Here is a 24,856-nt window from a genome sequence, read left to right as displayed (position 1 = left end):
GAGGGCCCGCAAACGGCATGATGAGCCTCGTGCCCCACCCGACATCGCTACGGCGCGCTCCCGTACAGCGGCGCAGTGCCGAACGGCTGGCCCGGATCCTCGACGCCTGCGCCGACCTGCTCGACGAGGTCGGCTACGACGCCCTGAGCACCCGGTACGTCGCGCAGCGCGCCGGTGTGCCCATCGGCTCGGTCTACCGGTTCTTCGGCAACAAGCGGGAGATGGTCGACGCGCTCGCCCAGCGCAACCTGGAGCGCTACACCGACCGGATCACCGAGCGCCTGCGGCAGTCCGGGGGCGAGGGCTGGCGCGCGGCCGTGGACACCGTCCTGGACGAGTACCTGGAGATGAAGCGCACCGCGCCGGGCTTCTCCCTGGTCGACTTCGGCAACCAGATCCCGGTCGGCGCGCGCGACGGCGAGCCGAACACCCGGGTCGCCGACCGCTTCACCGAACTGCTCGCCGGCCATCTGCGCCGCGAGCCGGACGAGGAACTGCGGCGCACCTTCCTCGTCGCCGTGGAGACCGCGGACACGCTGGTCCACCTCGCCTTCCGGATGGCTCCCGGGGGCGACCCGAAGATCATCGCGGAGACGCGCGAGATCCTGCGGGCGTATCTGGCGCGGGTGCTGGACTGACCCGGCGGCGCCCGGCAGGGAGCCCTCCCCGGGAAGGGCCTCGACGCGACAGACCGCGCCCGCAAGGGCCTCCCCACCATGCCTACCGGTCGGTATGCTCGCGGACGTCGGGCGTCACCGCCGCCGCCACCCCCCGGGAGGACCCGTGTCCCGCACCGCCCTGCGAATCTGCCCGTTGTGCGAGGCCACCTGCGGGCTGACCCTCACCGTCGAGGGCACCCGTGTCACCTCCGCCCGCGGCGACCGCGACGACGTCTTCAGCAAGGGGTTCATCTGCCCCAAGGGCGCCGCCTTCGGGGCCGTCGACGCCGACCCCGACCGGCTGCGCGGCCCGCTGGTCCGCCGCGACGGCGAACTGCGCGAGGCCACCTGGGAGGAGGCCTTCGACGCCGTCGCCGCGGGCATCCGCCCCGTCGTGGAGCGCCACGGCCCGAACGCCGTGGGAGTCGTCCTCGGCAACCCCAACGTGCACACCATGGCCGGCGGCCTCTACCCCCCGCTCCTGATCGGCGGACTCGGCACCCGGAGCGTCTTCAGCGCCTCCACGGTCGACCAGATGCCCAAGCACGTGTCCTGCGGCCTGCTGTACGGCGACGCCAACCTGATCCCCGTGCCCGACCTGGACCGCACCGACCACCTGCTCCTCATCGGCGCCAACCCGCTGGAGTCCAACGGCAGTCTGTGCACCGCCCCCGACTTCCCCGGCAGGCTCAAGGCCCTCAGGGCCCGCGGCGGCACGCTCACCGTGATCGACCCGCGCCGCACCCGCACCGCCCGGCTCGCCGACCGGCACATCGCGATCCGTCCCGGCGCCGACGCGCTGCTCCTCGCGGCCATGGCGCACGTCCTCGTCGAGGAGGACCTGGCCGATCCGGGCGACCTGGCCCCGCACCTCCAGGGCCTCGAAGAAGTGGCCGACGCCGTACGGGACTTCACACCCGAGGCCGTCGCCGGCGCCTGCGACGTCGACGCCGGCACGATCCGCACCCTCGCCCGCGAACTCGCCGCCGCGCCCACCGCCGCCGTCTACGCCCGCATCGGCACCTGCACCGTCCCGCACGGCACCCTCGCGAGCTGGCTCGTGGACGTCCTCAACATCCTCACCGGCAACCTCGACCGGCCCGGCGGCGCCCTCTTCCCGCAGGCCGCCACGGACCGGACGCCGCGCCCCGCCGGACCCGGGCGCGGATTCGCGCTGGGGCGCTGGCACTCCCGGGTGAGCGGGCATCCGGAGGCGAAGGGCGAGGTGCCGCTGTCCGCGCTCGCCGAGGAGATCGACACCGCCACCGCCGACGGGGCAGCGGTCCGCGCCGTGCTCACCGTCGCCGCCAACCCGGTGCTGTCCGCACCCGACGGCGACCGTCTCGACAAGGCCCTGGGCGGCCTGGACTTCATGGTCAGCGTCGACCCGTACCTCAACGAGACCTCGCGCCACGCCGACGTCGTACTGCCGCCGCCCCCGCCCGCCCAGAGCCCGCACCACGACTTCGCGTTCAACACGCTCGCCGTGCGCAACCAGGTCCGCTACACCCGCCCCGCCGTCCCGCTGGAACCCGGCCGCATGGCCGAGACGGAGATCCTGGCCCGCCTGATCCTCGCGGTGACCGGGATGCACGGCGCCGACCCGGCCGCCGTCGACGCCATGGTGATCGAGCAGACCCTCGGCAAGGCGGTGACCGAGGCCCACTCCCCGGTGCACGGCCGGGACCCGCGCGAACTCGCCGCGCGACTGACCGGCGTCGACGGCCCCGAGCGGCGGCTCGACATGATGCTCCGCCTCGGCCCGTACGGCGACGGCTTCGGTGCCCGTCCCGACGGGCTGTCCCTGGCGAAGCTGCTCGACCACCCGCACGGCATCGACCTCGGCCCGCTCGCGCCCCGGCTGCCGCAGCCGCTCAAGACCCGCAGCGGCAAGGTCGAACTGCTGCCGGGGCCCGTCGCCGACGACCTGCCGCGCCTGCGCCGGGCCATGACCGAACGCGCCGCAGGGCTCGTCCTCGTCGGCCGCCGCCATCTGCGCTCCAACAACAGCTGGATGCACAACGTGCCCGCCCTGACCGGCGGCACCAACCGCTGCACCCTCCACATCCACCCGGACGACGCCGCCCGCCTCGGCGTGACCGACGGCGCCCCGGTGCGGGTGACGGGCGCCGGGGGAGAGGTCACCGCCCCCGCCGAGGTCACCGACGCCGTCCGGCCCGGCGTGGTGAGCCTGCCGCACGGCTGGGGACACGACCGCCCCGGCACCCGGCTGCGGCACGCCGCGACCGATCCCGGCGTCAACGTCAACCAGCTCCTCGACGGCAGCCTGCTCGACCCGCTGTCCGGCAACGCGGTCCTCAACGGCGTGCCCGTCGAACTCGCGCCCGCGGCCGAAAAGCCCGGCCCGGTGACCTGAGCAAAGCTGTGACCTGGAGTTTTGCGCTTATTGCTCGCAGGTCAACATCTTGTTAACGCCGCTCGACGGGACCTAACGTCGCTCGCACCGCCGGCCCTGGTGGGATGTTCAAGGGCGAACGTTAGGTATCCATTCATGCTGACCATCCTCGGCTTCGCCATGATCGCGACCTTCCTGGTCCTGATCATGATGAAGAAGATGTCGCCGATCGCGGCGCTCGTGCTGATCCCCGCGCTGTTCTGCGTGTTCGTCGGCAAGGGCGCCCATCTCGGGGACTACGTCATCGACGGCGTGACCGACCTCGCCCCCACCGCGGCGATGCTCATGTTCGCGATCGTCTACTTCGGCGTGATGATCGACGTCGGGCTGTTCGACCCGATCGTCCGGGGGATTCTGAAATTCTGCCGGGCCGACCCGATGCGCATCGTCGTCGGCACCGCGCTCCTCGCCGCGATCGTCTCCCTGGACGGCGACGGCTCGACCACCTTCATGATCACCGTCTCGGCGATGTACCCGCTGTACAAGCGCCTGAAGATGAGCCTGGTCGTGATGACCGGCGTCGCCGCCATGGCCAACGGCGTGATGAACACCCTGCCCTGGGGCGGCCCGACCGCCCGCGCCGCCACCGCCCTCAAGCTGGACGCCAGCGACATCTTCGTCCCGATGATCCCGGCCCTCGCCGTCGGCCTGCTCGCCGTCCTCGGCCTCTCGTACGTCCTCGGCCTGCGCGAGCGCAAGCGGCTCGGCGTGCTGACGCTGGACGACGTGCTCGTCGAGGAGCCGGAGACCATCCTGGTCGGCACCGGCGGCACCGGCGGCACCGGCGGCACCGGCGGCACCGGCGGCACCGGCGGCACCGGCGGCACCGGCGGCACCGGCGGCACCGGCGGCACCGGCGGCACCGGCGGCACCGGCGGCACCGGCAAGGGCAAGGCCCCCGCCCGCACCGGCGGTTCGGGCTCCGGCACCGACGCCGCGCCCGGGGAGCCGGCCGACGAGGACGCCGACCTCCAGGGCCTGGACCCGAACCGGCCCACTCTGCGGCCCAAGCTGTACTGGTTCAACGCGCTGCTCACGGTCGGCCTGCTCACCGCCATGATCATGGAGTGGCTGCCGATCCCGGTGCTGTTCCTGCTCGGCGCCGCGCTCGCGCTCACCGTCAACTTCCCCCACGTCCCGGACCAGAAGGCCCGGCTCGCCGCCCACGCCGACAACGTCCTGAACGTCTCCGGCATGGTCTTCGCCGCCGCCGTCTTCACCGGCGTCCTGCAGGGCACCGGCATGGTCGACCACATGGCCCGCTGGCTGGTCGACGTCATCCCCGACGGCATGGGCCCGCACATGGCCCTCGTCACGGGCCTGCTGAGCCTGCCGCTCACCTACTTCATGTCCAACGACGGCTTCTACTTCGGCGTCCTGCCGGTCCTCGCCGAGGCGGGCGCCGCGCACGGGGTGTCGCCGGTGGAGATCGCCCGCGCCTCGATCGTCGGCCAGCCGCTGCACATGTCCAGCCCGCTCGTCCCGGCCGTCTACGTCCTGGTCGGCATGGCCAGGGTCGAGTTCGGCGACCACACCCGCTTCGTCGTGAAGTGGGCCGTCCTCACCTGTCTGGTCGTCCTCGGCGCGGGCATCCTGTTCGGCATCATCTGACCCTCGACCCGCCTCCAGGGAGGACACGACCATGGGGCCCGGTGGGAACCGCGGCTGGCTGCTCCGCCTCGTCATCGCCTTCGGCTTCGCGCAGGGGGCGGTGTCGATGGCCCGGCCCGCCGTCTCCTACCGGGCCCTCGCGCTGGGCGCCGACGAGCGGGCGGTGGGCGTCATCGCGGGCGTCTACGCCCTGCTGCCGCTGTTCGCGGCCGTCCCCCTCGGCCGCCGCACCGACCACGGACGCTGCGCGCCGCTGCTGCCGGCCGGCGTCGTCCTGATCGCCGGGGGCTGCGCCCTGAGCGGCGTCGCCGGCTCCCTGTGGGCGATGGCGCTGTGGAGCGGCGTGATGGGGCTCGGGCACCTCTGCTTCGTCATCGGCGCCCAGTCGCTCGTCGCCCGCCAGTCGGCCCCGCACGAACAGGACCGCAACTTCGGCCACTTCACGATCGGCGCCTCCCTCGGCCAGCTCGTCGGCCCGGTCGCCGCGGGCGCGCTGATCGGCGGCCACGACATGGCGCGCAGCAGCGCCCTCGCGCTCCTCGTGGCGGGGGCGGGAGCCGCGGTCGCCTGCACGTCGCTGTGGCGCATCGAGCACCGTACGACGGCCAAGTCCCGTGCCCGGCGGGCAGATCGCGTGCCCGTGCGGGGCATCCTGCGCGCGCGGGGCGTGCCCGGCGGCATCCTCATCAGCCTCTCGGTGCTGTCCGCGACCGACGTCCTCACCGCCTACCTCCCGGTGGTCGGCGAGCACCGCGGCATCGCGCCCTCGGTCGTCGGCGTGCTGCTCAGCCTGCGCGCGGCGGCCACCATCGCCTGCCGCCTGGTGCTCACGCCCCTGCTGCGGCTGCTCGGCCGCACCCTGCTGCTGACCGTGACCTGCCTGCTGGCCGCCGTGCTGTGCGCCGGGATCGCGCTGCCGGTGCCGGTGTGGGCGCTCGGCGTGATGCTCGCGGTGCTCGGCTTCTGCCTCGGCGTGGGCCAGCCGCTGTCCATGACGACCGTCGTGCAGGCCGCCCCCGACACCGCCCGCTCCACGGCGCTCGCCCTGCGGCTGACCGGCAACCGGCTCGGCCAGGTGGCCGCGCCCGCCGCCGCGGGTCTGGTGGCCGGGGTCGCGGGCGTCGCCGCGCCGTTCGTGATGCTCGGCGCGCTGCTGCTGCTCTCCTCGGGCGTCGCGCTGCGCTCACCGGCCCGGCCTGCCGCCGATCCGGAGCCCGCGGCCCCCGGGGCGCGTGAATCCGGCCCCTCTCTGAGCCGAAAGGGCGACATCTGACGGTTCGTACGGCGTGGTCACCGCATTCCGTGACGGAGGTGACTAAGAGTCAGGTGAAGAGTGATTTGTATGAAAATCACCTGACTCGGAGGAAAGTACATGACCACCTCGGTCCGTCCGCGCCGCGCCGCCGCGCTCGCGGTTCTCGCCGCCGCGGGATCCACGCTCCTCGTGGCCCCCACGGCCGTCGCCGCCCCCGGCGACAACGGAGACATCAAGGTCCACTCCGTCGGTACCGCGTCCGACGACCCCGTCAACGAGCCGAAGGTGTGCAATTTCTACCTCGCCGCCTTCAACTTCGACCCGGGCCAGACCGTGACCTGGACCGTCGAGACCCAGCCGAAGGTCCCGGGCGGCCCCAGCGAGAGCGGCGTCCTCGCGCTGCCGACCGGTGCCGGCAAGACCAAGAACATGAAGCTGCCGGACGGCACGTACAAGGTCACCTGGAAGATCGTCGGCGGCCTGGGCGACGACAAGCACAAGGTGTTCAAGGTCGACTGCCCCGACGACCCGGCCAGCCCGCCCAACGGCGGTCCCCCGGCGGGCGGCGGCGGCCTGGCCCGCGACGACGCCTTCACCCCGGTCGCCGGAGCCGCGGGCGTCGGCCTGGCCGCGATCGGCGGAGTTGCCTGGCTCCGGTTCCGTCGTCGCGCCGATGGCACGGCCTCCTGAGCGCAGGGGCCGGCCCATGAGCCGGACGCGCGCCTACCGCCTGACGCGGACGGTCCTCGTGACCGGCTGCCTGGTGGCGGGCGGCGTCTGGTGGGCCCAGGACGACGAGCCCGGAGCGGTCGCCGCCGCTCCGGGCCCCGCGGCGACCCGCCCGGACGGCACGTCCCACGCCGCCGAGCGGGTTCCCGCACGGACGGCGGCCCCGGCCGCCCCGCCCGGCGCCGGACCGAAACCCCCGGCCGCCCCGTCCGCGAGGCCGCGTCCCCCGGCCGCGCCCCGGCCGCTGCCGCCGTCCCGTGCCACCCGCCTCTGGGTCCCGCACATCGGGGTCGACGCCCCGGTCATGGGCCTGGAACTCGACGCGCAGCGCCGGATGACGGCCCCGCCCGACGACGACCCCAACCTGGTCGGCTGGTACGAGGGCGGGCCGACACCCGGCGAGAACGGCACCGCCGTCGCCGTCGGACACCTCGACACCATGAAGGGCCCCGCCGTCTTCGCCGGCCTCGGCGAACTCACGCCCGGCCGCCGCATCGAGGTCCGGCGGGCCGACGAACGGACCGCCGTGTACACGGTCGACGCCGTGAAGTCGTACGAGAAGGACGACTTCCCCGACGAGGAGGTGTACGGCCACCGGGGCCGCCCCGAACTGCGGCTGATCACCTGCGGCGGCACCTACGACCGGCGCGAGGGCTACTCGGGCAACGTGGTCGTCTTCGCCCACCTCACGCAGGTCCGCGACCCGGGCCGGGCCCACCCGGCCGACTGAATCTGGGCATCCGCTTTCTCACCTGCTGAGCCGGACCCCCCGATCCCGCCCTGTCTCTTCCCTCGGGTGCGCACATTCCGTTAACTTCCGTGACCCACAGCCCCGTACGTCCTGTACGGGGCGTCCGACCGCGGAGCACCAGCGCCCAGTGAGCCCTCGGGGGCACCTCTCATGACACGCGCCATCTCCCTGCACGACGTGAGCAAGTCCTACACCCGCGGTGTCCGCGTGGTCGACCGGCTGTCCCTGGACATATCGCCCGGCGAGTTCCTCGTGCTGCTCGGCCCGTCCGGGTGCGGCAAGTCGACGGTGCTCCGGATGATCGCCGGCCTGGAGGAGATCGACGAGGGCCGGCTGTTCCTCGACGGCGAGCTGTCCAACGAACTGGCGCCGGCCGAGCGGGACATGGCGATGGTGTTCCAGAACTTCGCCCTCTACCCGAGCATGACCAGCCGCGACAACATCGGCTTCCCGCTGCGCATCGAGAACCCCGGCGCCGACCCCCGCCCGCGCGTGGACGCCACCGCCCGCATGCTCGGCATCGAGGACCTCCTCGACCGCTTCCCGAGCCAGCTGTCCGGCGGTGAACGCCAGCGCGTCGCCATGGGCCGGGCCATCGCGCGCCACCCCTCGGCCTTCCTGATGGACGAGCCGCTGTCCAACCTCGACGCCAAGCTCCGCAACCACCTGCGCGCCGAGATCTCCCAACTCACCCGCGACCTGGGCGTCACCACCGTCTACGTCACCCACGACCAGTCGGAGGCCATGTCGCTCGGCGACCGGGTCGCCGTCCTGCGCGGCGGGCTCCTCCAGCAGGTCGACACCCCGCGCGCGGTCTACGCGCTGCCCGCCAACGTCTTCGTCGCCGCCTTCATCGGCACCCCGCGCATCAACCTGCTGCGCGGCCTGGTCCGGGCGCCCCTCGACGGCGCGATGACCATCAGCCTCGGCAAGCAGTTCCTGCGGCTGCCCGAACCGCTGTCCCTGGACCACCAGTTGCTCCGCGTCCAGCAGGGCCGCGAGGTCATCGTGGGCCTGCGCTCGGAGGCCGTGCGGATCGCCAAGCCGGCCGCCGCCCGGGCCGGCGAGGTGGCGATCACCGGCCTCGTGGAGCACGTGGAGTACCAGGGCCACGAGAACCTCGTCCACTTCAACACCGGCTCGCGCCCCGCCGTCGTCCCCGACCTGGAGGCGCCGCGTCCCGCGCGCCCGGTCCGCAGGCGGCGCCGGGAGGGCACCGTCCTGGACCGGCTCAGGGAGAAGGCGGGCGGCCTGCGCGCCGGACCGGTGGTCGTCCTGGACCACCCCGCCGACGACGAGCCCGAGCCCGCGCGCGCCGAACCCCGGGTGCCCGGCGACCTCATCGTCCGCACCACCCCGGACATCGCCCTGCGGCACGGCATGCAGGTCCCGCTCCTCGTCGACCTCGCCCACATGTTCGTCTTCGACCACAACGGCGAACGGATCTGCCCCACCCCGGCACGGCTGCCGGACCTCGGAACATGACCCCCCACAGGGACGAGCCCATGAATCTCCGGTTCACCCGGGGCCGCACGGCCCTCGCGACGGCCGGCCTGGTGCTGGCCGTCGCCGCGCCCGCCGCCTACGCCGGCCTCGACGACGCCGGCACCACACCGGCCGCCGCCGTGTCGGACGCCGTGCCCGCCCGCGGCGCGCCGTACGTCGAGACCCAGCTGTTCTTCGGCACCGAGCGGCCCGACGGCGGCCCGGCCGTCACCGACGAGGAGTTCACGGCCTTCGTGGATCAGGAGGTCACACCCGACTTCCCGGCCGGGCTGACCGTGCAGACCGGGCGCGGGCAGTGGCGGGACGCGCACGGCCGGATCGAGAAGGAGCGGTCGTACGAACTGGTCCTGCTCTACCCGGTGGCGCAGGCCCGGGCGAGCGACCGGAAGATCGAGGAGATCCGCCGGGCGTACGAGAAGACGTTCGGGCAGGAGTCCGTGGCCCGGGTCGACATCCGGACGAGGGTCGACTTCTGAGCCACCGCCGGGCAGGGTGAGCCGCGCCATGCGGACCGCCCCTGGTGCCGGAAAACTAACGGCGCTAGTTTGGGGTCCGGACGACGAGGCCCGCCCGGAGGGAACGCCATGAAGGCACACGACGGCATGTACATCGACGGCGCCTGGCGCCCGGCCGCCGGCCAGGACGTGATCGAGGTCGTGAATCCGGCCGACGAGCAGGTCATCGGCCAGGTCCCGGCAGGCACCGCCCTGGACGTCGACACCGCCGTACGGGCCGCGCGCGCCGCCCTCGCCGGGTGGGCCGCCACCCCGCCCGCCGAGCGGGCCGCGCGTATCGCCGCCCTGCGGGACGTGCTGGTCGCCCGCAAGGACGAGATCGCCGAGACCGTCACCGCCGAACTCGGCTCGCCGCTGAAGTTCTCGCAGAACGTGCACGTGGGCGCCCCGATCGCGGTGGCGGGCTCGTACGCCGAACTCGCGGCGGCGTACCCCTTCGAGGAGAAGGTCGGCAACTCGACCGTCTACCAGGAGCCGATCGGCGTCGTCGCCGCCATCACGCCCTGGAACTACCCGCTGCACCAGATCGTCGCCAAGGTCGCCCCGGCGCTCGCCGCGGGCTGCACGATCGTCCTCAAGCCGGCGGAGGACACCCCGCTGACCGCCCAGCTGTTCGCGGAGGCGGTGCACGAGGCCGGCGTCCCGGCGGGCGTGTTCAACCTGGTGACCGGCCTCGGCCCGGTGGCGGGACAGGCCCTCGCCGAGCACCCGGGCGTCGACCTGGTGTCCTTCACCGGCTCCACCGCCGTCGGCCGGCGGATCGCCGCCACGGCGGGCGCCGCCGTGAAGAAGGTCGCCCTCGAACTCGGCGGCAAGTCCGCCAACGTCATCCTGCCCAGCGCCGACCTCGCCAAGGCGGTCAACGTCGGCGTCGCCAACGTCATGTCCAACTCCGGCCAGACGTGCAGCGCATGGACCCGGATGCTGGTGCACTCCGCGCAGTACGACGAGGCCGTGGAACTGGCCGCCGCCGCGGCCGCCAAGTACGGCGACCGCATCGGCCCGGTCGTCAACGCCAAGCAGCGGCAACGGGTGCGCGGGTACATCGAGAAGGGCGTCGCCGAGGGCGCCCGCCTGGTCGCCGGCGGACCCGAGGCGCCGCGCGAGAAGGGCTACTACGTCAGCCCGACCGTCTTCGCCGACGTCACACCCGGCATGACCATCGCGCAGGAGGAGATCTTCGGCCCGGTCCTGTCCGTCCTGCGCTACGAGGACGAGGACGACGCCCTGGACATCGCCAACGGCACGGTCTACGGCCTCGCCGGCGCCGTGTGGGCGGGCGACGAGGCGGAGGCGGCGGCCTTCGCGCGCCGCATGGAGACCGGCCAGGTCGACATCAACGGCGGACGCTTCAACCCGCTGGCGCCGTTCGGCGGTTACAAGCAGTCCGGCGTCGGCCGCGAGCTGGGCGCGCACGGGCTGGCCGAGTACCTCCAGACCAAGTCGCTCCAGTTCTGACCCCCTCCTTCGTCCCGTCTCCCTCCCCCCAGGAGAGTTGCCCCGCCATGGCTGTTCGCGCCGCCGTCCTGCCCGCCGTCGGCTCCCCGCTGGAGATCGCCGAGATCGACCTGCCGGACCCCGGACCCGGCCAGGTCCGCGTCCGGCTCGCCGCCGCCGGCGTGTGCCACTCCGACCTGTCCCTGACCAACGGCACCATGAAACTCCCGGTCCCGGCCGTCCTCGGCCACGAGGGCGCGGGCACCGTCGTCGCCGTCGGTGAGGGCGTGGGGCATCTCGCGCCCGGTGACGGCGTCGTCCTCAACTGGGCGCCCGCCTGCGGAAACTGCCACGCCTGCGCGCTCGGCGAGGTCTGGCTGTGCGCCAACGCCCTGGCCGGCGCCGCCGAGGTGCACGCCCGCCGCACCTGCGACGGCACCGAACTCCACCCCGGCCTGAACGTCGCCGCGTTCGCCGAGGAGACCGTGGTGCACGAGTCCTGCGTGCTGCCCGCGCCGGACGGCGTCCCGCTCACCGACGCCGCCCTGCTCGGCTGCGCCGTCCTCACCGGCTACGGTGCCGTCCACCACTCCGCCAAGGTCCGCCCCGGCGAGACGGTGGCCGTGTTCGGCGTCGGGGGAGTGGGCCTGGCCACCCTCCAGGCCGCGCGGATCGCGGGCGCCTCGAAGATCGTCGCGGTCGACGTCTCCCCGGAGAAGGAGGAACTCGCGCGCGGCGCAGGCGCCACCGACTACGTCGTCGCCTCCGACACCACCGCCCGCGAGATCCGCGCCCTCACCGGCAAGCAGGGCGTCGACGTGGCCGTCGAGTGCGTGGGCCGCGCGGTCACCATCCGCACCGCCTGGGAGTCCACCCGGCGCGGCGGACGCACCACGGTCGTCGGCATCGGCGGCAAGGACCAGCAGGTCACCTTCAACGCCCTGGAGATCTTCCACTGGGGCCGCACCCTGTCCGGCTGCGTCTACGGCAACTCCAACCCGGCGCAGGACCTCCCGGTGCTCGCCGACCACGTCCGCACCGGACGCCTGGACCTCGGCGCCCTGGTCACCGAGCGGATCGCCCTGGAGGGCATCCCGGCGGCCTTCGAGAACATGCTCGCGGGCAAGGGCGGGCGGGCGCTGGTGATCTTCTAGGGTCCGCCGCGCCCTCGTCGCGAGACCTGCCCGCACGCGCCCCGGCCTCCCACGGGCGGCCGGGGCCGCAGGCGTGCCCGCGTGCCGTACGGGCCCCTCCGCCCGTGCCGTGGGCGGGCGGAAAACTCCTGCCGCACGACCCGTTGACGTCCATACCGTCCGGTCAGTACGTTCCCGGAAACCCCGAGCCGCCCCCCACCGTTCCGTCCCCCGCAACTCCCCGGAGCGTGCACTCATGGACACGGCCCCTTCCGCTCAACCGCTCACCACCCCCACCCCCGCCGCACCGAACCGGCGCCGCGTCGCCGGCGCCGCCGCCCTCGCCTCCGCCGTCGAGTGGTACGACTACTTCGTCTTCGGCATCGCCGCCGCACTCGTCCTCGGCGACCTGTACTTCCCGGCCGGCAGCTCCACCGCCGGCGTCCTGGCCGCCTTCGCCACCTTCGCCGTCGGCTTCCTGGCCCGCCCGATCGGCGGCATCGTCGCCGGCCAGCTCGGCGACAAACGGGGCCGCAAGCCCATGCTCGTCCTCGCCCTGACCCTGATGGGCGTCGCCACCACCGGCATCGGCCTGCTGCCCACGTACGAGACCATCGGCGTCGCCGCGCCGATCCTGCTGGTCCTGCTGCGCGTCGCGCAGGGCGTCGCCGTCGGCGCGCAGTGGGGCGGCGCGATGCTGCTGGCCACCGAGTACGCCCCCGAGGGCAAGCGCGGCATCTACGGCAGCGTCGTCCAGCTCGGCGTCCCCATCGGCGTCGTCACCGCCAACACCGTCTTCCTGCTGGCCGGCGCGCTCACCACGGAGTCCGCGTTCACCGCCTGGGGCTGGCGGGTGCCGTTCCTGGTGGGCCTGCTCGTCCTCGGACTGGCCTGGTACATCCACACCCGCGTCGAGGAGACGCCCGAGTTCCGGGCCGCCGAACGGGCGCTGGCCGAGAAGGAGCAGGCACAGGCGGCGCGCACCTCGCCGCTGCGCACCATCGTGCGCGGCCACCTGGGCACGGTGTTGCTGGCCGGCGGCTCCTTCGCCGTGAACACCGCGACGTTCTACATCCTCATCACCGGCGTCCTCGACTACACCACCCGCGAACTCGACATGGAGCGCGGCCCGGTGCTCACCGTCTCGCTCTGCGTCAGCCTCACCCAACTGGTGCTGATCCCGGCCTCCGCCGCCCTGTCCGACCGCATCGGCCGCATCCGGATCTACGCGATCGGCGCGGCCGGCATCGGCCTGTGGGCGGTGCCGCTGTTCCTGCTGATCGACACCGGCTCGCTGCTGTGGCTGGCCGTCGGCACGTTCGTCGCGAGCTGTTTCCTCAGCATCATGTACGGCCCTCAGGCCGCCCTGTTCGCCGAGTTGTTCACGCCGGAGATGCGCTACACCGGCGCCTCCCTCGGCTACCAGATCGCGGCCGTCTGCGGCGGCGGGCTCGCGCCGTTCGTGATGGTCCTGCTGCTGGAGGCCACGGGCACCTCGATGGCCGTGTCCGGCTACATCGTCGCGCTCGCCGTGGTCGCCCTGCTGTCCATCAAGGTCCTGGCGGACCGGGCCCGTGCCCAGTCCGGCTCGGCGGGCTGAGTCCGGGGCCCCGCTCGGGCCGCCGCTCCGGAACCCCCCGGGGCAGCGGCCCGGCCCGCCGCCCACGACCGGGACACGGCGCCGCCCGCCGGCTGCCCGGCGCACGGCACGCAGGCCACCGACCCGATCGGACAGCCGTACGTCGCCACCTGAAGCGGGCCGGCCGCACCCGGCGCGGTTTCTGCGGGCGGGCCGGGCCGCTGGGCGGGGGTCGCGCGCGGGCGGGTCAGGTCGGCCGGCCGCCCCCGACGCTCAGCGCAGTGACGTCGGGTCGATGCCCAGCAGCCCGGACAGCGCCGTCTCGCCTGCCGCCGTCACCTTCACCGCCCGTTCCGAGCCGATGCGCACGCACCAGCCCGCGTCCAGGGCGTGGCGGCACAGGGCCGCGCCCGCGACGCCGGCGAGGTGCGGGCGGCGCTCGGTCCAGTCCAGGCAGGCACGGGCGAGCGGGCGGCGGCCGCGGCGGTCCAGCCCGATCCCGGCCGCCGCGAACCACGTCAGTCCCGCGTCCGTCAGCGCGAACCCCGTGTCCTGGCGCAGCAGCCCGCGTGCCGTGAGCGCGTCGGTCACCGTGGTGCCGAGCCGTCCGGCGAGATGGTCGTAGCAGGTCCGGCCGCGGGCCATCGCCGACCCGGCGCTCGCCTCCCGCAGCGTGCGCGGGCGCGTCGGCACGGCGTCCGGCGCGACCTGCGCGGCGAGGTCCTCGACGAGCTGCGCCCCCCGGGCGTCGGCCAGCCGCACGTACCGGTGCCGGCCCTGGCGTTCCTCGGCGAGCAGCCCGCCCGCGACGAGCTTGCCCAGGTGTTCGCTGAGCGTCGAGGCGGCCACGCCCGCGTGCCGTGCCAGCTCGCCGGCGGTCCACGCGCGCCCGTCGAGCAGCGCCAGCAGACAGGCGGCCCGCGTCTCGTCCGCGACCAGTGCGGCGAGCCGCGCCAGCCGCGGAGCCCGGGCGTCCCTCGATGTCATGCGTCCAGAATGCGCCACGCACGCTTCGGCGGGCACCGAAGGATGCGGCGGGCGGAGGGCGTCAGGCGGTGCGCGCGACCTGCTCGTACTGCACCGCGAGCCCGTCGAGCAGCGCCGCGAGCCCCGTCTCGAAGGCCCGCTCGTCGATCTTCTCCTGCTGCTCGGCGAGGAGGTGGGCCTGCCCCAGGTGCGGATAGTCGGTGGGGTCGTAGGCGCTCGCGTCGTCCACGAAGCCGCCGGCGAACGAGCCGAGCGCGGAGCCCATGATGAAGTACCGCATCAGCGCGCCGATGGAGGTGGCCTGCGCGGGCGGCCAGCCCGCGTCGACCATCGCGCCGTACACGGCGTCCGCGAGCCGGAGCGCGGCCGGGCGGCGGCCGGGGCCGCGGGCGAGCACCGGGACGATGTTGGGGTGGTCGCGCAGGGCGGTCCGGTAGGAGACGGCCCAGTCGTGCAGCGCGGTCCGCCAGTCCCGGCCGTCCTCGAACATCGACAGGTCGACCTGGGCGCTCACCGAGTCGGCGACCGCCTCCAGGATCTCGTCCTTCGTGCGGAAGTGGTTGTAGAGCGAGGGCCCGCTGACCCCCAGTTCCGCGGCGAGCCGGCGCGTGGAGACGGCGGCGAGACCCTCCGCGTCCACGAGCGCACGGGCCGTCTCGACGATCCGGTCGGTGCTGAGCAGGGGCTTGCGCGGTCGGGCCATGGCGCACATAGTAGGGCTGCACCAGGAAACTAGCAGTGCTAATTTAAATGTACGGCTTTCAAGATCCGTCTTCTGTGGGGTGACTCGGCATGAACCTGGAGCTCAGCGAGGAGCAGACCGCCGTCCGGCAGCTCGCCCGGGACTTCGTGGAGCGCGAGATCGCCCCCCACGTCGTGGCCTGGGACCGCGCGGAGGAGGTGGACCGCGGCATCGTGAAGAAGCTCGGCGAGGTCGGCTTCCTCGGCCTGACCGTCGAGGAGGAGTACGGCGGCTCGGGCGGCGACCACCTCGCGTACTGCCTGGTCACCGAGGAGCTCGGCCGCGGGGACTCCTCGGTGCGCGGCATCGTCTCCGTCTCGCTGGGCCTGGTCGCCAAGACGATCGCCGCCTGGGGGAACGAGGAGCAGAAGCGGCAGTGGCTGCCGGGCCTCACCTCCGGCGACCACGTCGGCTGCTTCGGCCTGACGGAGCCGGGCACCGGCTCCGACGCCGGGAACCTCACCACGCGCGCGGTCCGCGACGGCGGGGACTTCGTCATCAACGGCAGCAAGATGTTCATCACCAACGGCACCTGGGCCGACGTCGTGCTGCTCTTCGCCCGCTCCACCGACGCGCCCGGCCACAGGGGCGTCTCCGCGTTCCTGGTGCCCACCGACACGCCCGGCCTGACCCGCCGCACGGTGCACGGCAAGCTCGGCCTGCGCGGCCAGGCGACCGCCGAGCTGACCCTGGAGGACGTCCGGGTACCCGCCTCCGCGCTGCTCGGCGAGGAGGGCCAGGGGTTCAAGGTCGCCATGTCCGCCCTCGCCAAGGGCCGGATGTCGGTCGCCGCCGGCTGTGTCGGCATCGCCCAGGCGGCCCTGGACGTGGCCGTCAAGTACGCCGGTGAACGTGAGCAGTTCGGCAAGACCATCGCCCACCACCAACTCGTCCAGGAACTGCTCAGCGACATCGCGGTCGACGTCGACGCCGCCCGGCTGCTCACCTGGCGGGTGGCCGACCTCGTCGACCGGGGGCGGCCGTTCGCCGTGGAGTCCTCCAAGGCCAAGCTCTACGCCTCGGAGGCGGCCGTCCGCGCCGCCAACAACGCCCTCCAGGTCTTCGGCGGTTACGGCTACATCGACGAGTACCCGGCGGGCAAACTGCTGCGCGACGCCCGCGTGATGACCCTGTACGAGGGCACCAGCCAGATCCAGAAGCTGGTCATCGGTCGTGCGCTGACGGGGGTCTCCGCCTTCTGAGCCGGCGTTCTGAGTACGTCACCTGAGTATCCCGGCGGATGTGGCGCGGGCCACGTCCGCCGATCCTTTCCCCATGAGCGACACACCGGTCAAGCAGCAGAGCACGGCCGCCTTCTACGGCCAGGCCGTCGCGTCCTTCGCCGTCGCCCTCGGGGCCACGGCCGTCGGCATCCTCAACCTCGAGACGGACGCGTGGGTGCGCGCCTTCCTCGGCATCGCCGTCCTCTACCTCGTCACGTCCGCCTTCACCCTGGCCAAGGTGATCAGGGACCGCCAGGAAGCGGGGCAGATCGTGAGCCGCGTCGACCAGGCGAGGCTCGAGAAGATCCTCGCCGAGCACGACCCCTTCCAGAAGCTCTGAGCGATCATGCTAAGCGCTCGCTCACCTTCGGGGGTATGGTGATACCCCTGTCGGACAGTGAGGGGTGAGTGATGAGTACGGCGGAGGAGACGGCCGGCGGTGAGGCGCAGGCGTGGGGCGAGGTCACGCCCGACGCGGCCCGGCGACTGCTGATCGCCGCCGTGGAGGCCTTCGCCGAGCGGGGCTACCACGCGACGACGACCCGTGACATCGCGGGCCGCGCCGGTATGAGCCCGGCCGCGCTCTACATCCACTACAAGACCAAGGAAGAGCTCCTCCACCGCATCAGCCGGATCGGCCACGAGAAGGCCCTGGAGATCCTGCGGACGGCGTCCGGCGGTGCGGGCGGCGCCGCCGATCGGCTCGCCGACGCGGTGAGCTCCTTCGTCCGCTGGCACGCCGGCGGGCGCACCACGGCCCGGGTCGTGCAGTACGAACTGGACTCGCTCGGCCCCGAGGCCCGCGCCGAGATCCTCGCGCTGCGCCGCAAGGTCGACGGCGAGATCCGCGGGATCATCGAGGACGGCGTCGCGACGGGCGAGTTCGACGTCATCGACGTGCACGGCACCACACTGGCCGTCCTCTCGCTGTGCATCGACGTCGCCCGCTGGTTCAACGTGGACGGCCCGCGCACCCCCGAAGAGGTCGGCGCCCTCTACGCCGACCTCGTACTGCGCATGGTCGGGGCCGGGACGGCCCGCGGCGGGCGCGGGCCCTCGGACGGCGCTCAGAGGTAGTAGCGCGCCACCGACTCGGCCACGCACACCGGCTTGTCGCCGCCCTCGCGCTCCACGGTGAACGCGAGCGTCAGCTGCACGCCGCCCGTCACGTCCTCGACACCCGCGATCCGCGCGGTGGCGCGCAGCCGCGAGCCGACCGGGACGGGGGCGGGGAAACGGACCTTGTTGGTGCCGTAGTTGACGCCCATCTTCACGCCCTCGACGCCGATCAGCTGCGGGCCGAACAGCGGCAGCAGCGACAGGGTCAGATAGCCGTGCGCGATGGTCGTGCCGAACGGGCCCGCCGCCGCCTTCTCCGGGTCCACGTGGATCCACTGGTGGTCGCCGGTGGCCTCCGCGAACAGGTCGATCCGCTTCTGGTCGACCTCCAGCCAGTCGGTGTACCCCAGCTGCTCGCCCACCGCCGCCTTCAGTTCGTCGGCGGAGGTGAAGATCCTCGGCTCTGCCATGTCGCTGGCCTCCCGCGTCACAAGTCCGGTGCTACCTCTAAGCGACTGCTTAGCATGGTCGCCCGCACGTTCCCTGTCAACGGAAACGGGGCGGGGGAGCGGTGGGTAGGCTTCGGGGAGTGCCCCAGATTCCCGAGAAGATCCACGAGCTCACGGTCGGCCAGCTCGCCGCGCGCAGCGGCGCCGCCGTCTCCGCCCTGCACTTCTACGAGGCCAAGGGCCTGATCGGCAGCCGCCGCACCGCGGGCAACCAGCGCCGCTACAGCCGTGACACCTTGCGCCGCGTCGCCTTCATCCGGGCCGCGCAGCGCGTCGGCATTCCGCTGGCCACCATCCGCGAGGCGCTCGCCGAACTCCCCGAGGAGCGCACCCCGACCCGCGAGGACTGGGCGCGCCTGTCCGAGGCCTGGCGCTCCGAACTGGACGAGCGGATCAACCAGCTGAACCGGCTCCGTGACCACCTCACCGACTGCATCGGCTGCGGCTGTCTCTCCCTGGACGGCTGTGTCCTGTCCAACCCGGACGACGTCTTCGGCGACCGCCTGACGGGCTCCCGCCTGCTGGTGGAGCAGGGCGGCGCCCGCCGTCGCGCCGGAACACCGCGCCGGGAGCAGGAGTCCGGGGGCTGATCCGCCGACGGCCCGGGAGTCCGGCCGACGGCCGGTGTGCCGGGCGTTCGGCACCACCTGGTCCTCGGCGGCAGCGCCGTGTGCCCGCGGTACTCGGCCCGCGCTGCCGTCACCGGCCGCGCACGCGTTCCCGGCCCGCGTCGCTGTCACCGGCCGCGCACGCGTTCCCGCGCGTACTCGGCCCGCGCCGCCGTCACCAGTTGGGCGTTCGACGTCGCGGGTGTGCCGTCCGGCAGGAGCAGCGTGTCCTCCAGGCCGATCCGGGTGGCCAGGCCCAGCCGGCCGGCCAGGCGGAGCACCGGCCAGGCGCCGCCGTCCTCACCGTGCAGCAGGACCGGGCGGCCGTGACCGGTGTCCAGGCCGGCCAGCAGCGCGCGGGCCGTGTCCGGCGCCGTCTCCGGCGAGGGGTCCGTCACCTCGGCGAGCACCCGCAGCACGCGGGAGGCGAGCGGTGACACCGCGAAGCGGGCCGCGCCGTCCGTGCCCGACCAGATGCCGGCCTCCACGCCGACGCCCCGGTCGAGCAGCGCGGCGGCGACCTCCTCGGCGCCCGGCTCGTGCCAGTTGACCGACGCGTGGTCGGGCAGGACGGTCCAGCCGCGCACGCGCTCCACCCGCGCCGCGGCGTCCGGCTCGGCCCACGCGCCGGTGGTCACCCCGACCGGCACCCGCACCCGGGCCCGCAGCGCGTCCAGCGTCGCCGCGATCACCCGGGGGGACAACGTGTCCTGCCCGCACGGCGTCTTGGGGTGGACATGGATGTCGTCGGCGTCGGCCGCGACCGCGAGGGCGGCCGACTCGGCCAGCGCCGCGGGAGACAGTGGCACCATCGCGCCGTCGGCGGCTCCACGAGCTCCGTTCAGACAGACCTGCAGCATGCCGTCGATGGTGCCAGGCGCCCCCGGGGGAGGGGGTGCGGCATGCTCGTCGCACCCCCGTTGCGCTCGGGCGTCGTCAGGCGGACACCAGCAGTCGCCCGTGCCTGGCGTCCGCCAGGGCCTGCGATGTCAGGACCGGGCGCGGCACCAGGATTCCGCAGTCCGTGCAGACCGGGCCCGCGGAGGGCTCGTGGTCCAGCCCGTACTTCCACACGAGCCGCTCCCCGCCGCACACCGGGCAGCCCGCGCCCGGTTCGCGCTCCAGGGCGGCGATCAGCCGGCGCAGCACCTCGGCCAGCGGCTCACGGGGGTGCAGCCGCGGGTCGTCGCACCAGGCCACCCCGAAGCCGCCCCAGGTCAGCCGGTGCCAGTCGTCCACGCTGCCCGGTCGGCGCAGCCCGTCGTGCTTCTCCTTCTTGCGTCGCTCGGCGAACTCGACCTCGTAGGCCAGCCACACCGCACGCGCTTCCTCCAGTTCCTCCAGTGCGGCCACGAGCCGCACCGGGTCGGGAGAGCGGTCCTCGGGGCCGAACCCGGCCCGGGAGCACAGATGGTCCCAGGTCGCCCTGTGCCCATAAGGGGCGAACCGCTCAAGGCACTTGCGCAGCGAGTAGCGCCGCAGCGCCAGGTCGCATCGTGGATCACGGACCTGTCTCGCGAGACTTCGGAAACCGGCCATCGTCCTGCACCTCCGTCACACTGCACCTTGTTTTCCGGTCACTTCGGCGTCGTTGTAAGGACGTCGTCGAGTAGACGTATCGACAAGCGATTCGGCTCCATCCGATTTCCGGAGTTCCCCCGGAGCCGGGCGGGGGGCATACGGGTCAACTGCCATGGCCCGTATGCCGGTTGTGCTTCCTCCACAAACTGACGCATGTTCATCTTCCCTCCCGGGGATACCGGCGGTAACGTCGGCCAACCCCGTCGGGAGGAGTTGCCATGCCATGGCGCACCCCACGCACCGCCCTCGACAGACTGAGAACTCCCCGCGGAATCCACGGGTTCCTGAAGACCGCCTCCGTATGCGTTCTGATGGCCGCTCTTTTGTCACCGCTTTCCCCGGCGGTGGCGGCGGAGGCGGCCGGGACCGGGGCCCGGGGCGCCCCCGGCGCGGCGGTGACCACGGCGGACGACCACTGCGGCGGCCAGTGCTCGGACATCCTGCCGCCCGGTCAGAACGGCAACGCCACCCTCGCCCAGATCCTCCTCAACCAGGCCTTCGGCACCCAGCCCGCGCACGCCGAGGATCAACTCGGGCCCTACGCACGCCTGGCGACGGGCCACCCGGAGCTGACCAACGACAAGATCAACACCTTCTTCAACGACGCCTCGTTCGGCGTCCCCGCCGACCAGGTCGCCTCCACCCTCAGGCCGGCCGGCCGCGGTGACGTCACGATCGTCCGCGACAAGAAGACGGGTGTGCCGCACATCACAGGAACGACCCGGTACGGCACGGAGTTCGGGGCCGGGTACGCCGCGGCCCAGGACCGGCTGTGGCTCATGGACCTCTTCCGCCATGTCGGGCGCGGCCAGTTGACGCCCTTCGCGGGCGGAGCGGCCGCCAACCAGGGCCTGGAGCAGGAGTTCTGGCGCAGCGCGCCGTACACCGAGGCGGAGCTCCAGGCCCAGATAGACAACGCCGTCGCCTCCAACGGGGAGCGCGGCAAACAGGCACTGGCGGACGTCAACGCCTACCTGGACGGCATCAACGCCTACATCGACGCCTCCGACAAGGGCCGCTACTTCCCCGGCGAGTACGTCCTCACCGGCCACAAGGACTCCCTCACCAACGCCGGCACCATCGAGCACTTCAGGGCCACCGACCTGGTCGCGCTTGCCTCGGTGATCGGCTCGCTGTTCGGCTCCGGAGGCGGCGGCGAGGTCGGCAACGCGCTGTCCCTGCTGGCCGCGCAGGACAAGTACGGCGTCGTCGAGGGCACCAAGGTCTGGGAGTCCTTCCGCGAGCGCAACGACCCCGAGGCCGTCCTCACCGTCCACGACGGCAGCTTCCCGTACGGGCAGAAGCCGGCGGACCCGCGGGGCGCCGCGCTGCCCGACGCCGGTTCCGTGACACCGGAGCCGCTGGTGTACGACCGCACGGGCAGCGCGGCCACGGCGTCCGCCACCGGCACGACCGCCGACGCGGTCCAAAGCGCGGTGTCCTCGGCCCGGCGCGGCATGTCCAACGCCCTGGTGGTGAGCGGCGAGCACACCGCGAGCGGCCACCCGGTCGCCGTCTTCGGCCCGCAGACCGGCTACTTCGCGCCGCAGCTGCTCATGCTCCAGGAGATCCAGGGCCCCGGCCTCAGCGCCCGCGGCGCCTCCTTCGCCGGCCTGAGCATGTACGTCGAACTCGGCCGCGGCCAGGACTACGCGTGGAGCGCCACCACCTCCGGCCAGGACATCATCGACACCTACGCCGTCGAACTGTGCCGGGACGACCACCACTACCTGTACCGCGGCACCTGCACGCCGATGGAGAAGGTCGAGCGGAAGAACGCCTGGAAGCCGACGGTCGCCGACGGCACCGCCGCGGGCTCGTACACGATGCGGGTCTGGCGCACCGCGTACGGGCCGGTCACGCACCGGGCCACGGTCGGCGGCAAGAAGGTCGCCTACACCACCCTGCGCTCGTCCTTCCTGCACGAGACCGACTCGATCATCGGCTTCCAGATGCTCAACGACCCGGCCTACGTGACCGGCCCGGAGTCGTTCCAGAAGGCCGTCCAGCACATCAACTTCACCTTCAACTGGTTCTACGTCGACTCCGAGCGCAGCGCCTACTACAACAGCGGCGACAACCCGGTGCGGGCGAACGGCGTCGACACCGAGTTCCCGGTGTGGGCGCGGCCGGCGTACGAGTGGCGGGACTGGGACCCGGCGACCAACACGGCCGCGTACACGCCCCCGGCCGAGCACCCCAACTCCGTCGACCAGGACTACTACATCTCCTGGAACAACAAGCAGGCCAAGGACTACACGGCCGCACCCTGGGGCGAGGGCTCCGTGCACCGGGGCGACCTGCTGGACGACCGGGTGCGCGCGCTGGTCGCCGACGGCGAGGTGACCCGGGCCTCGCTCGTGCGGGCGATGGCCGACGCGGGCCTCGCGGACCTGCGGGCAGAACAGGTGCTGCCCAAGCTGCTCAAGGCGATCGGCGGCTCACCGGTGACCGATCCGGCAGCGGCGGCGGCCGTGGACCGGCTCCGGGCCTGGGTGTCCGCCGGCGCCCGGCGCACGGAGACGGCGGCCGGGTCCAGGAAGTACGCCCACGCCGACGCGGTCCGCATCCTCGACGCGTGGTGGCCGCTGCTGGTCAGGGCCCAGTTCGAACCGGGCCTCGGCAGCGATCTGTACGGCGCCTTCACCGCCAACCTGCCCGTCGACGAGTCCCCGTCGGCGGGACACGGCCCGACCGGCGCGCACGCCGGGAGCGCCTTCCAGTACGGCTGGTGGAGCTATGTCCACAAGGACATCAGGGCGGTGCTCGGCGAGGAGGTGCGCGGGCCGCTGGCGCGCCAGTACTGCGGCGGCGGGGACCCCGGCACCTGCCGGGACGTCCTCCTGAGCACCCTCAAGGAGGCGGCCGGCAGGACCGCCGCGCAGGTCTACCCCGGCGACGAGCTGTGTTCGGCGGGCGACCAGTGGTGCGCCGACGCGATCAACCACCGCGCGCTCGGCGGCATCAAGCACGGCCTGATCAGCTGGCAGAACCGGCCGACCTACCAGCAGGTGGTGGAGTTCACGTCGCACCGGTGAGACGGCGGCGGGGCCGACGGTCCGCGCGTGTCGCGCGTCGGCCCCGCACCGCCGTCACCGGTACAGCAGGTACTCCGCGCGCGTCGCGCGGAACGCCGCCAGCTCCTCCTGCCAGCCGGCCACCACCTCGTCCGGGTCCGCGCCCGCGTCGATCGCCCTGCGCACCTGCGTGGAGCCGGTCAGCTTGTCGATCCAGTTGTCCGACCGCCAGGCGAAGCCGCTCCATGTCCGCTTCGCGGTCACCAGCAGCGCGATGCCGGTCAGCACCGGGTCGAACGCGACCCGGTCGTGCACGTGGATCTGCACGCCCCCGACGGTCTTGCCCTGCCACTTGGAGAACGTGGGTGCGAAGTACGCCTCCCTGAACCGCACGCCCGGCAGGCCGAGTTCGTTCGCGGCGGCGGCCCAGCGCCCGTCGATCCCCTCCGCGCCGAGCAGTTCGAACGGCCGGGTCGTGCCGCGTCCCTCGGACAGGTTGGTGCCCTCGAACAGGCAGGTCCCCGGGTACACGAGCGCCGTCTCCGGCGTCGGCATGTTCGGGCTCGGCGGCACCCACGGCAGCCCGGAGGCGTCGTAGAACTCCGACCGCTTCCAGCCCGTCATGGTCACCGTCTCCAGCGGCACCGGCTTCGTCAGGAACTCCCCGTTGAACAGCCGCGCCAGCTCCGCGACCGTCATCCCGTGCGCCTGCGAGATCGGTTGCCGACCCACGAAGGTCGCGAACTCCTTGTGCAGCACGGGTCCTTCGGCGGACCGCCCGGTCACCGGGTTCGGCCGGTCCAGCACCACGAACCGCTTGCCCGCGAGGGCCGCCGACTCCATGCAGTCGAACAGCGTCCAGATGTAGGTGTAGAAGCGGGCGCCCGCGTCCTGGATGTCGAAGACGACGGTGTCCACGCCGGACGCCGTGAAGATGTCGGCGAGCGGCCGGCCGCTCTTGAGGTACGTGTCGTAGACCGGCAGGCCGGTCGCCGGGTCGTCGTAGCGGCCCTCGGAGCCGCCGGCCTGCGCGGTGCCGCGGAAGCCGTGCTCGGGCCCGAAGACCGCGATCAGGTCCACGCGGTCGTCGGCGTGCATGACGTCGACGATGTGCCGTACGTCCCGGGTGATGCCCGTCGGGTTCGTGACCACGCCGACGCGCTGCCCGTCCAGGACGGCGTACCCGTCGGCGACGAGCCGCTCGAAACCGGTGCGCAGCGGGCGTCCGCCGCCCGGAGCCGCGTGCGCGGCGGACGCGAGGGCCCCGGGCGAGGCCGCCACCGCGGCCGTGGTGGCGAGCAGGCTCCGTCTCGACAGCTTCATGCGGTGACCTCCGTGATCGCGGCCGGTGTCGTGGCCACGCACGCTAGCGTGCGGCAGGCTCCGGCGGAACGGGAAGGAGCCAATTGGTCTTTACCACTTCGCGAGGCCCTCCCGTCGTGAGTACCCCGGCGGCACGCCCCTTCCCCCGCCACATACCGACTGGTTAGTCTGGCGGCGCGGCGGTCCGTCGCCGCGCCGTGTCGGGTCGTGTCTGGT

General features: G+C 73.2%; 22 protein-coding genes. 16 read left to right on the top strand and 6 right to left on the bottom strand.

Going from position 1 to position 24,856, the window contains the following annotated elements; all coding sequences use genetic code 11:
* Positions 1-20 precede the first annotated feature (20 nt).
* The 11 genes from QC282_RS16090 (at position 21) to QC282_RS16040 (ending at position 13,612) form a co-directional block, all read left to right on the top strand.
* On the top strand, positions 21-638 hold the full coding sequence (locus tag QC282_RS16090) for a TetR/AcrR family transcriptional regulator (protein ID WP_279550166.1): 618 nt from the start codon (positions 21-23) through the stop codon (positions 636-638).
* Positions 639-783: 145 nt separating this feature from the next.
* Positions 784-3,036 carry a molybdopterin oxidoreductase family protein gene (locus QC282_RS16085; protein WP_279550091.1) on the top strand — a complete coding sequence of 751 codons (2,253 nt, stop codon included), beginning with the start codon at positions 784-786 and terminating at the stop codon, positions 3,034-3,036.
* A gap of 135 nt (positions 3,037-3,171) precedes the next feature.
* A complete protein-coding gene (locus QC282_RS16080) occupies positions 3,172-4,686 on the top strand; it encodes a citrate:proton symporter (RefSeq protein WP_279550089.1) in 1,515 nt (504 codons plus the stop codon).
* A 31-nt stretch (positions 4,687-4,717) separates the two neighbouring features.
* Positions 4,718-5,959: an MFS transporter gene (locus QC282_RS16075; RefSeq protein WP_279550088.1), complete on the top strand. Its 1,242-nt coding sequence runs from the start codon at positions 4,718-4,720 to the stop codon at positions 5,957-5,959.
* 99 nt (positions 5,960-6,058) lie between these two features.
* Complete coding sequence (locus QC282_RS16070) at positions 6,059-6,631, top strand: hypothetical protein (protein ID WP_279550087.1); 573 nt, start codon at positions 6,059-6,061, stop codon at positions 6,629-6,631.
* A gap of 16 nt (positions 6,632-6,647) precedes the next feature.
* Positions 6,648-7,400 carry a class F sortase gene (locus QC282_RS16065; RefSeq protein ID WP_279550085.1) on the top strand — a complete coding sequence of 251 codons (753 nt, stop codon included), beginning with the start codon at positions 6,648-6,650 and terminating at the stop codon, positions 7,398-7,400.
* A gap of 171 nt (positions 7,401-7,571) precedes the next feature.
* A complete protein-coding gene (locus QC282_RS16060; protein ID WP_279550084.1) occupies positions 7,572-8,906 on the top strand; it encodes an ABC transporter ATP-binding protein in 1,335 nt (444 codons plus the stop codon).
* Positions 8,907-8,926: 20 nt separating this feature from the next.
* Positions 8,927-9,403, top strand: coding sequence for a DUF3574 domain-containing protein (locus QC282_RS16055; protein WP_279550082.1), 477 nt, complete (start codon positions 8,927-8,929; stop codon positions 9,401-9,403).
* Between the two features lie 108 nt (positions 9,404-9,511).
* The gene (locus tag QC282_RS16050) at positions 9,512-10,900 is read left to right on the top strand and encodes an aldehyde dehydrogenase family protein (RefSeq protein WP_279550080.1); all 1,389 of its coding nucleotides are present in this window, start codon (positions 9,512-9,514) and stop codon (positions 10,898-10,900) included.
* A gap of 47 nt (positions 10,901-10,947) precedes the next feature.
* A complete protein-coding gene (locus tag QC282_RS16045; RefSeq protein ID WP_279550079.1) occupies positions 10,948-12,033 on the top strand; it encodes a Zn-dependent alcohol dehydrogenase in 1,086 nt (361 codons plus the stop codon).
* Positions 12,034-12,268: 235 nt separating this feature from the next.
* Positions 12,269-13,612 carry an MFS transporter gene (locus tag QC282_RS16040; RefSeq protein ID WP_279550078.1) on the top strand — a complete coding sequence of 448 codons (1,344 nt, stop codon included), beginning with the start codon at positions 12,269-12,271 and terminating at the stop codon, positions 13,610-13,612.
* A 252-nt stretch (positions 13,613-13,864) separates the two neighbouring features.
* On the opposite strand, the gene QC282_RS16035 is transcribed toward QC282_RS16040, so the two are convergent.
* Positions 13,865-14,578, bottom strand: a complete 714-nt coding sequence (locus tag QC282_RS16035) for a winged helix-turn-helix domain-containing protein (protein ID WP_279550077.1) — start codon at positions 14,576-14,578, stop codon at positions 13,865-13,867.
* 61 nt (positions 14,579-14,639) lie between these two features.
* Positions 14,640-15,281, bottom strand: coding sequence for a TetR/AcrR family transcriptional regulator (locus tag QC282_RS16030; RefSeq protein WP_279550076.1), 642 nt, complete (start codon positions 15,279-15,281; stop codon positions 14,640-14,642).
* A gap of 89 nt (positions 15,282-15,370) precedes the next feature.
* Between QC282_RS16030 and QC282_RS16025 the strand changes: the two genes are divergently transcribed.
* From QC282_RS16025 to QC282_RS16015, 3 genes are all read left to right on the top strand, one after another.
* Entirely contained in the window at positions 15,371-16,522 is a 1,152-nt protein-coding gene (locus tag QC282_RS16025; protein ID WP_279550075.1) for an acyl-CoA dehydrogenase family protein, read from the top strand.
* Positions 16,523-16,595: 73 nt separating this feature from the next.
* Positions 16,596-16,883, top strand: coding sequence for a YiaA/YiaB family inner membrane protein (locus QC282_RS16020; RefSeq protein ID WP_279550074.1), 288 nt, complete (start codon positions 16,596-16,598; stop codon positions 16,881-16,883).
* A 71-nt stretch (positions 16,884-16,954) separates the two neighbouring features.
* Complete coding sequence (locus QC282_RS16015; protein WP_279550073.1) at positions 16,955-17,620, top strand: TetR/AcrR family transcriptional regulator; 666 nt, start codon at positions 16,955-16,957, stop codon at positions 17,618-17,620.
* Here the strand turns inward: QC282_RS16015 and QC282_RS16010 are convergent.
* On the bottom strand, positions 17,611-18,072 hold the full coding sequence (locus QC282_RS16010) for a MaoC family dehydratase (RefSeq protein WP_279550071.1): 462 nt from the start codon (positions 18,070-18,072) through the stop codon (positions 17,611-17,613). The genes QC282_RS16015 and QC282_RS16010 overlap by 10 nt on opposite strands.
* A 119-nt stretch (positions 18,073-18,191) precedes the next feature.
* On the opposite strand from QC282_RS16010, the gene soxR reads away from it, so the two are divergent.
* A complete protein-coding gene (gene soxR / locus QC282_RS16005; protein ID WP_279550070.1) occupies positions 18,192-18,701 on the top strand; it encodes a redox-sensitive transcriptional activator SoxR in 510 nt (169 codons plus the stop codon).
* Between the two features lie 146 nt (positions 18,702-18,847).
* On the opposite strand, the gene QC282_RS16000 is transcribed toward soxR, so the two are convergent.
* Together QC282_RS16000 and QC282_RS15995 are read right to left on the bottom strand one after the other, a co-directional pair.
* Positions 18,848-19,579, bottom strand: coding sequence for a 3-keto-5-aminohexanoate cleavage protein (locus tag QC282_RS16000; RefSeq protein WP_279550069.1), 732 nt, complete (start codon positions 19,577-19,579; stop codon positions 18,848-18,850).
* 76 nt (positions 19,580-19,655) lie between these two features.
* Positions 19,656-20,258 (bottom strand): hypothetical protein, encoded by a 603-nt coding sequence (locus QC282_RS15995; protein WP_279550068.1) that lies wholly within the window; start codon positions 20,256-20,258, stop codon positions 19,656-19,658.
* 260 nt (positions 20,259-20,518) lie between these two features.
* Between QC282_RS15995 and QC282_RS15990 the strand changes: the two genes are divergently transcribed.
* Positions 20,519-23,338 (top strand): penicillin acylase family protein, encoded by a 2,820-nt coding sequence (locus QC282_RS15990; protein WP_279550067.1) that lies wholly within the window; start codon positions 20,519-20,521, stop codon positions 23,336-23,338.
* 54 nt (positions 23,339-23,392) lie between these two features.
* Here QC282_RS15990 and QC282_RS15985 read toward each other — a convergent pair whose 3' ends face one another.
* The gene (locus QC282_RS15985) at positions 23,393-24,640 is read right to left on the bottom strand and encodes a DUF1343 domain-containing protein (RefSeq protein ID WP_279550066.1); all 1,248 of its coding nucleotides are present in this window, start codon (positions 24,638-24,640) and stop codon (positions 23,393-23,395) included.
* Positions 24,641-24,856 lie beyond the last annotated feature (216 nt).

The sequence above is a fragment of the Streptomyces sp. DH24 genome (genome assembly GCF_029813775.1).
In the GTDB taxonomy this organism is placed as follows: Bacteria; Actinomycetota; Actinomycetes; order Streptomycetales; family Streptomycetaceae; genus Streptomyces.
This window is presented reverse-complemented; position numbering and strand designations above follow the sequence as displayed.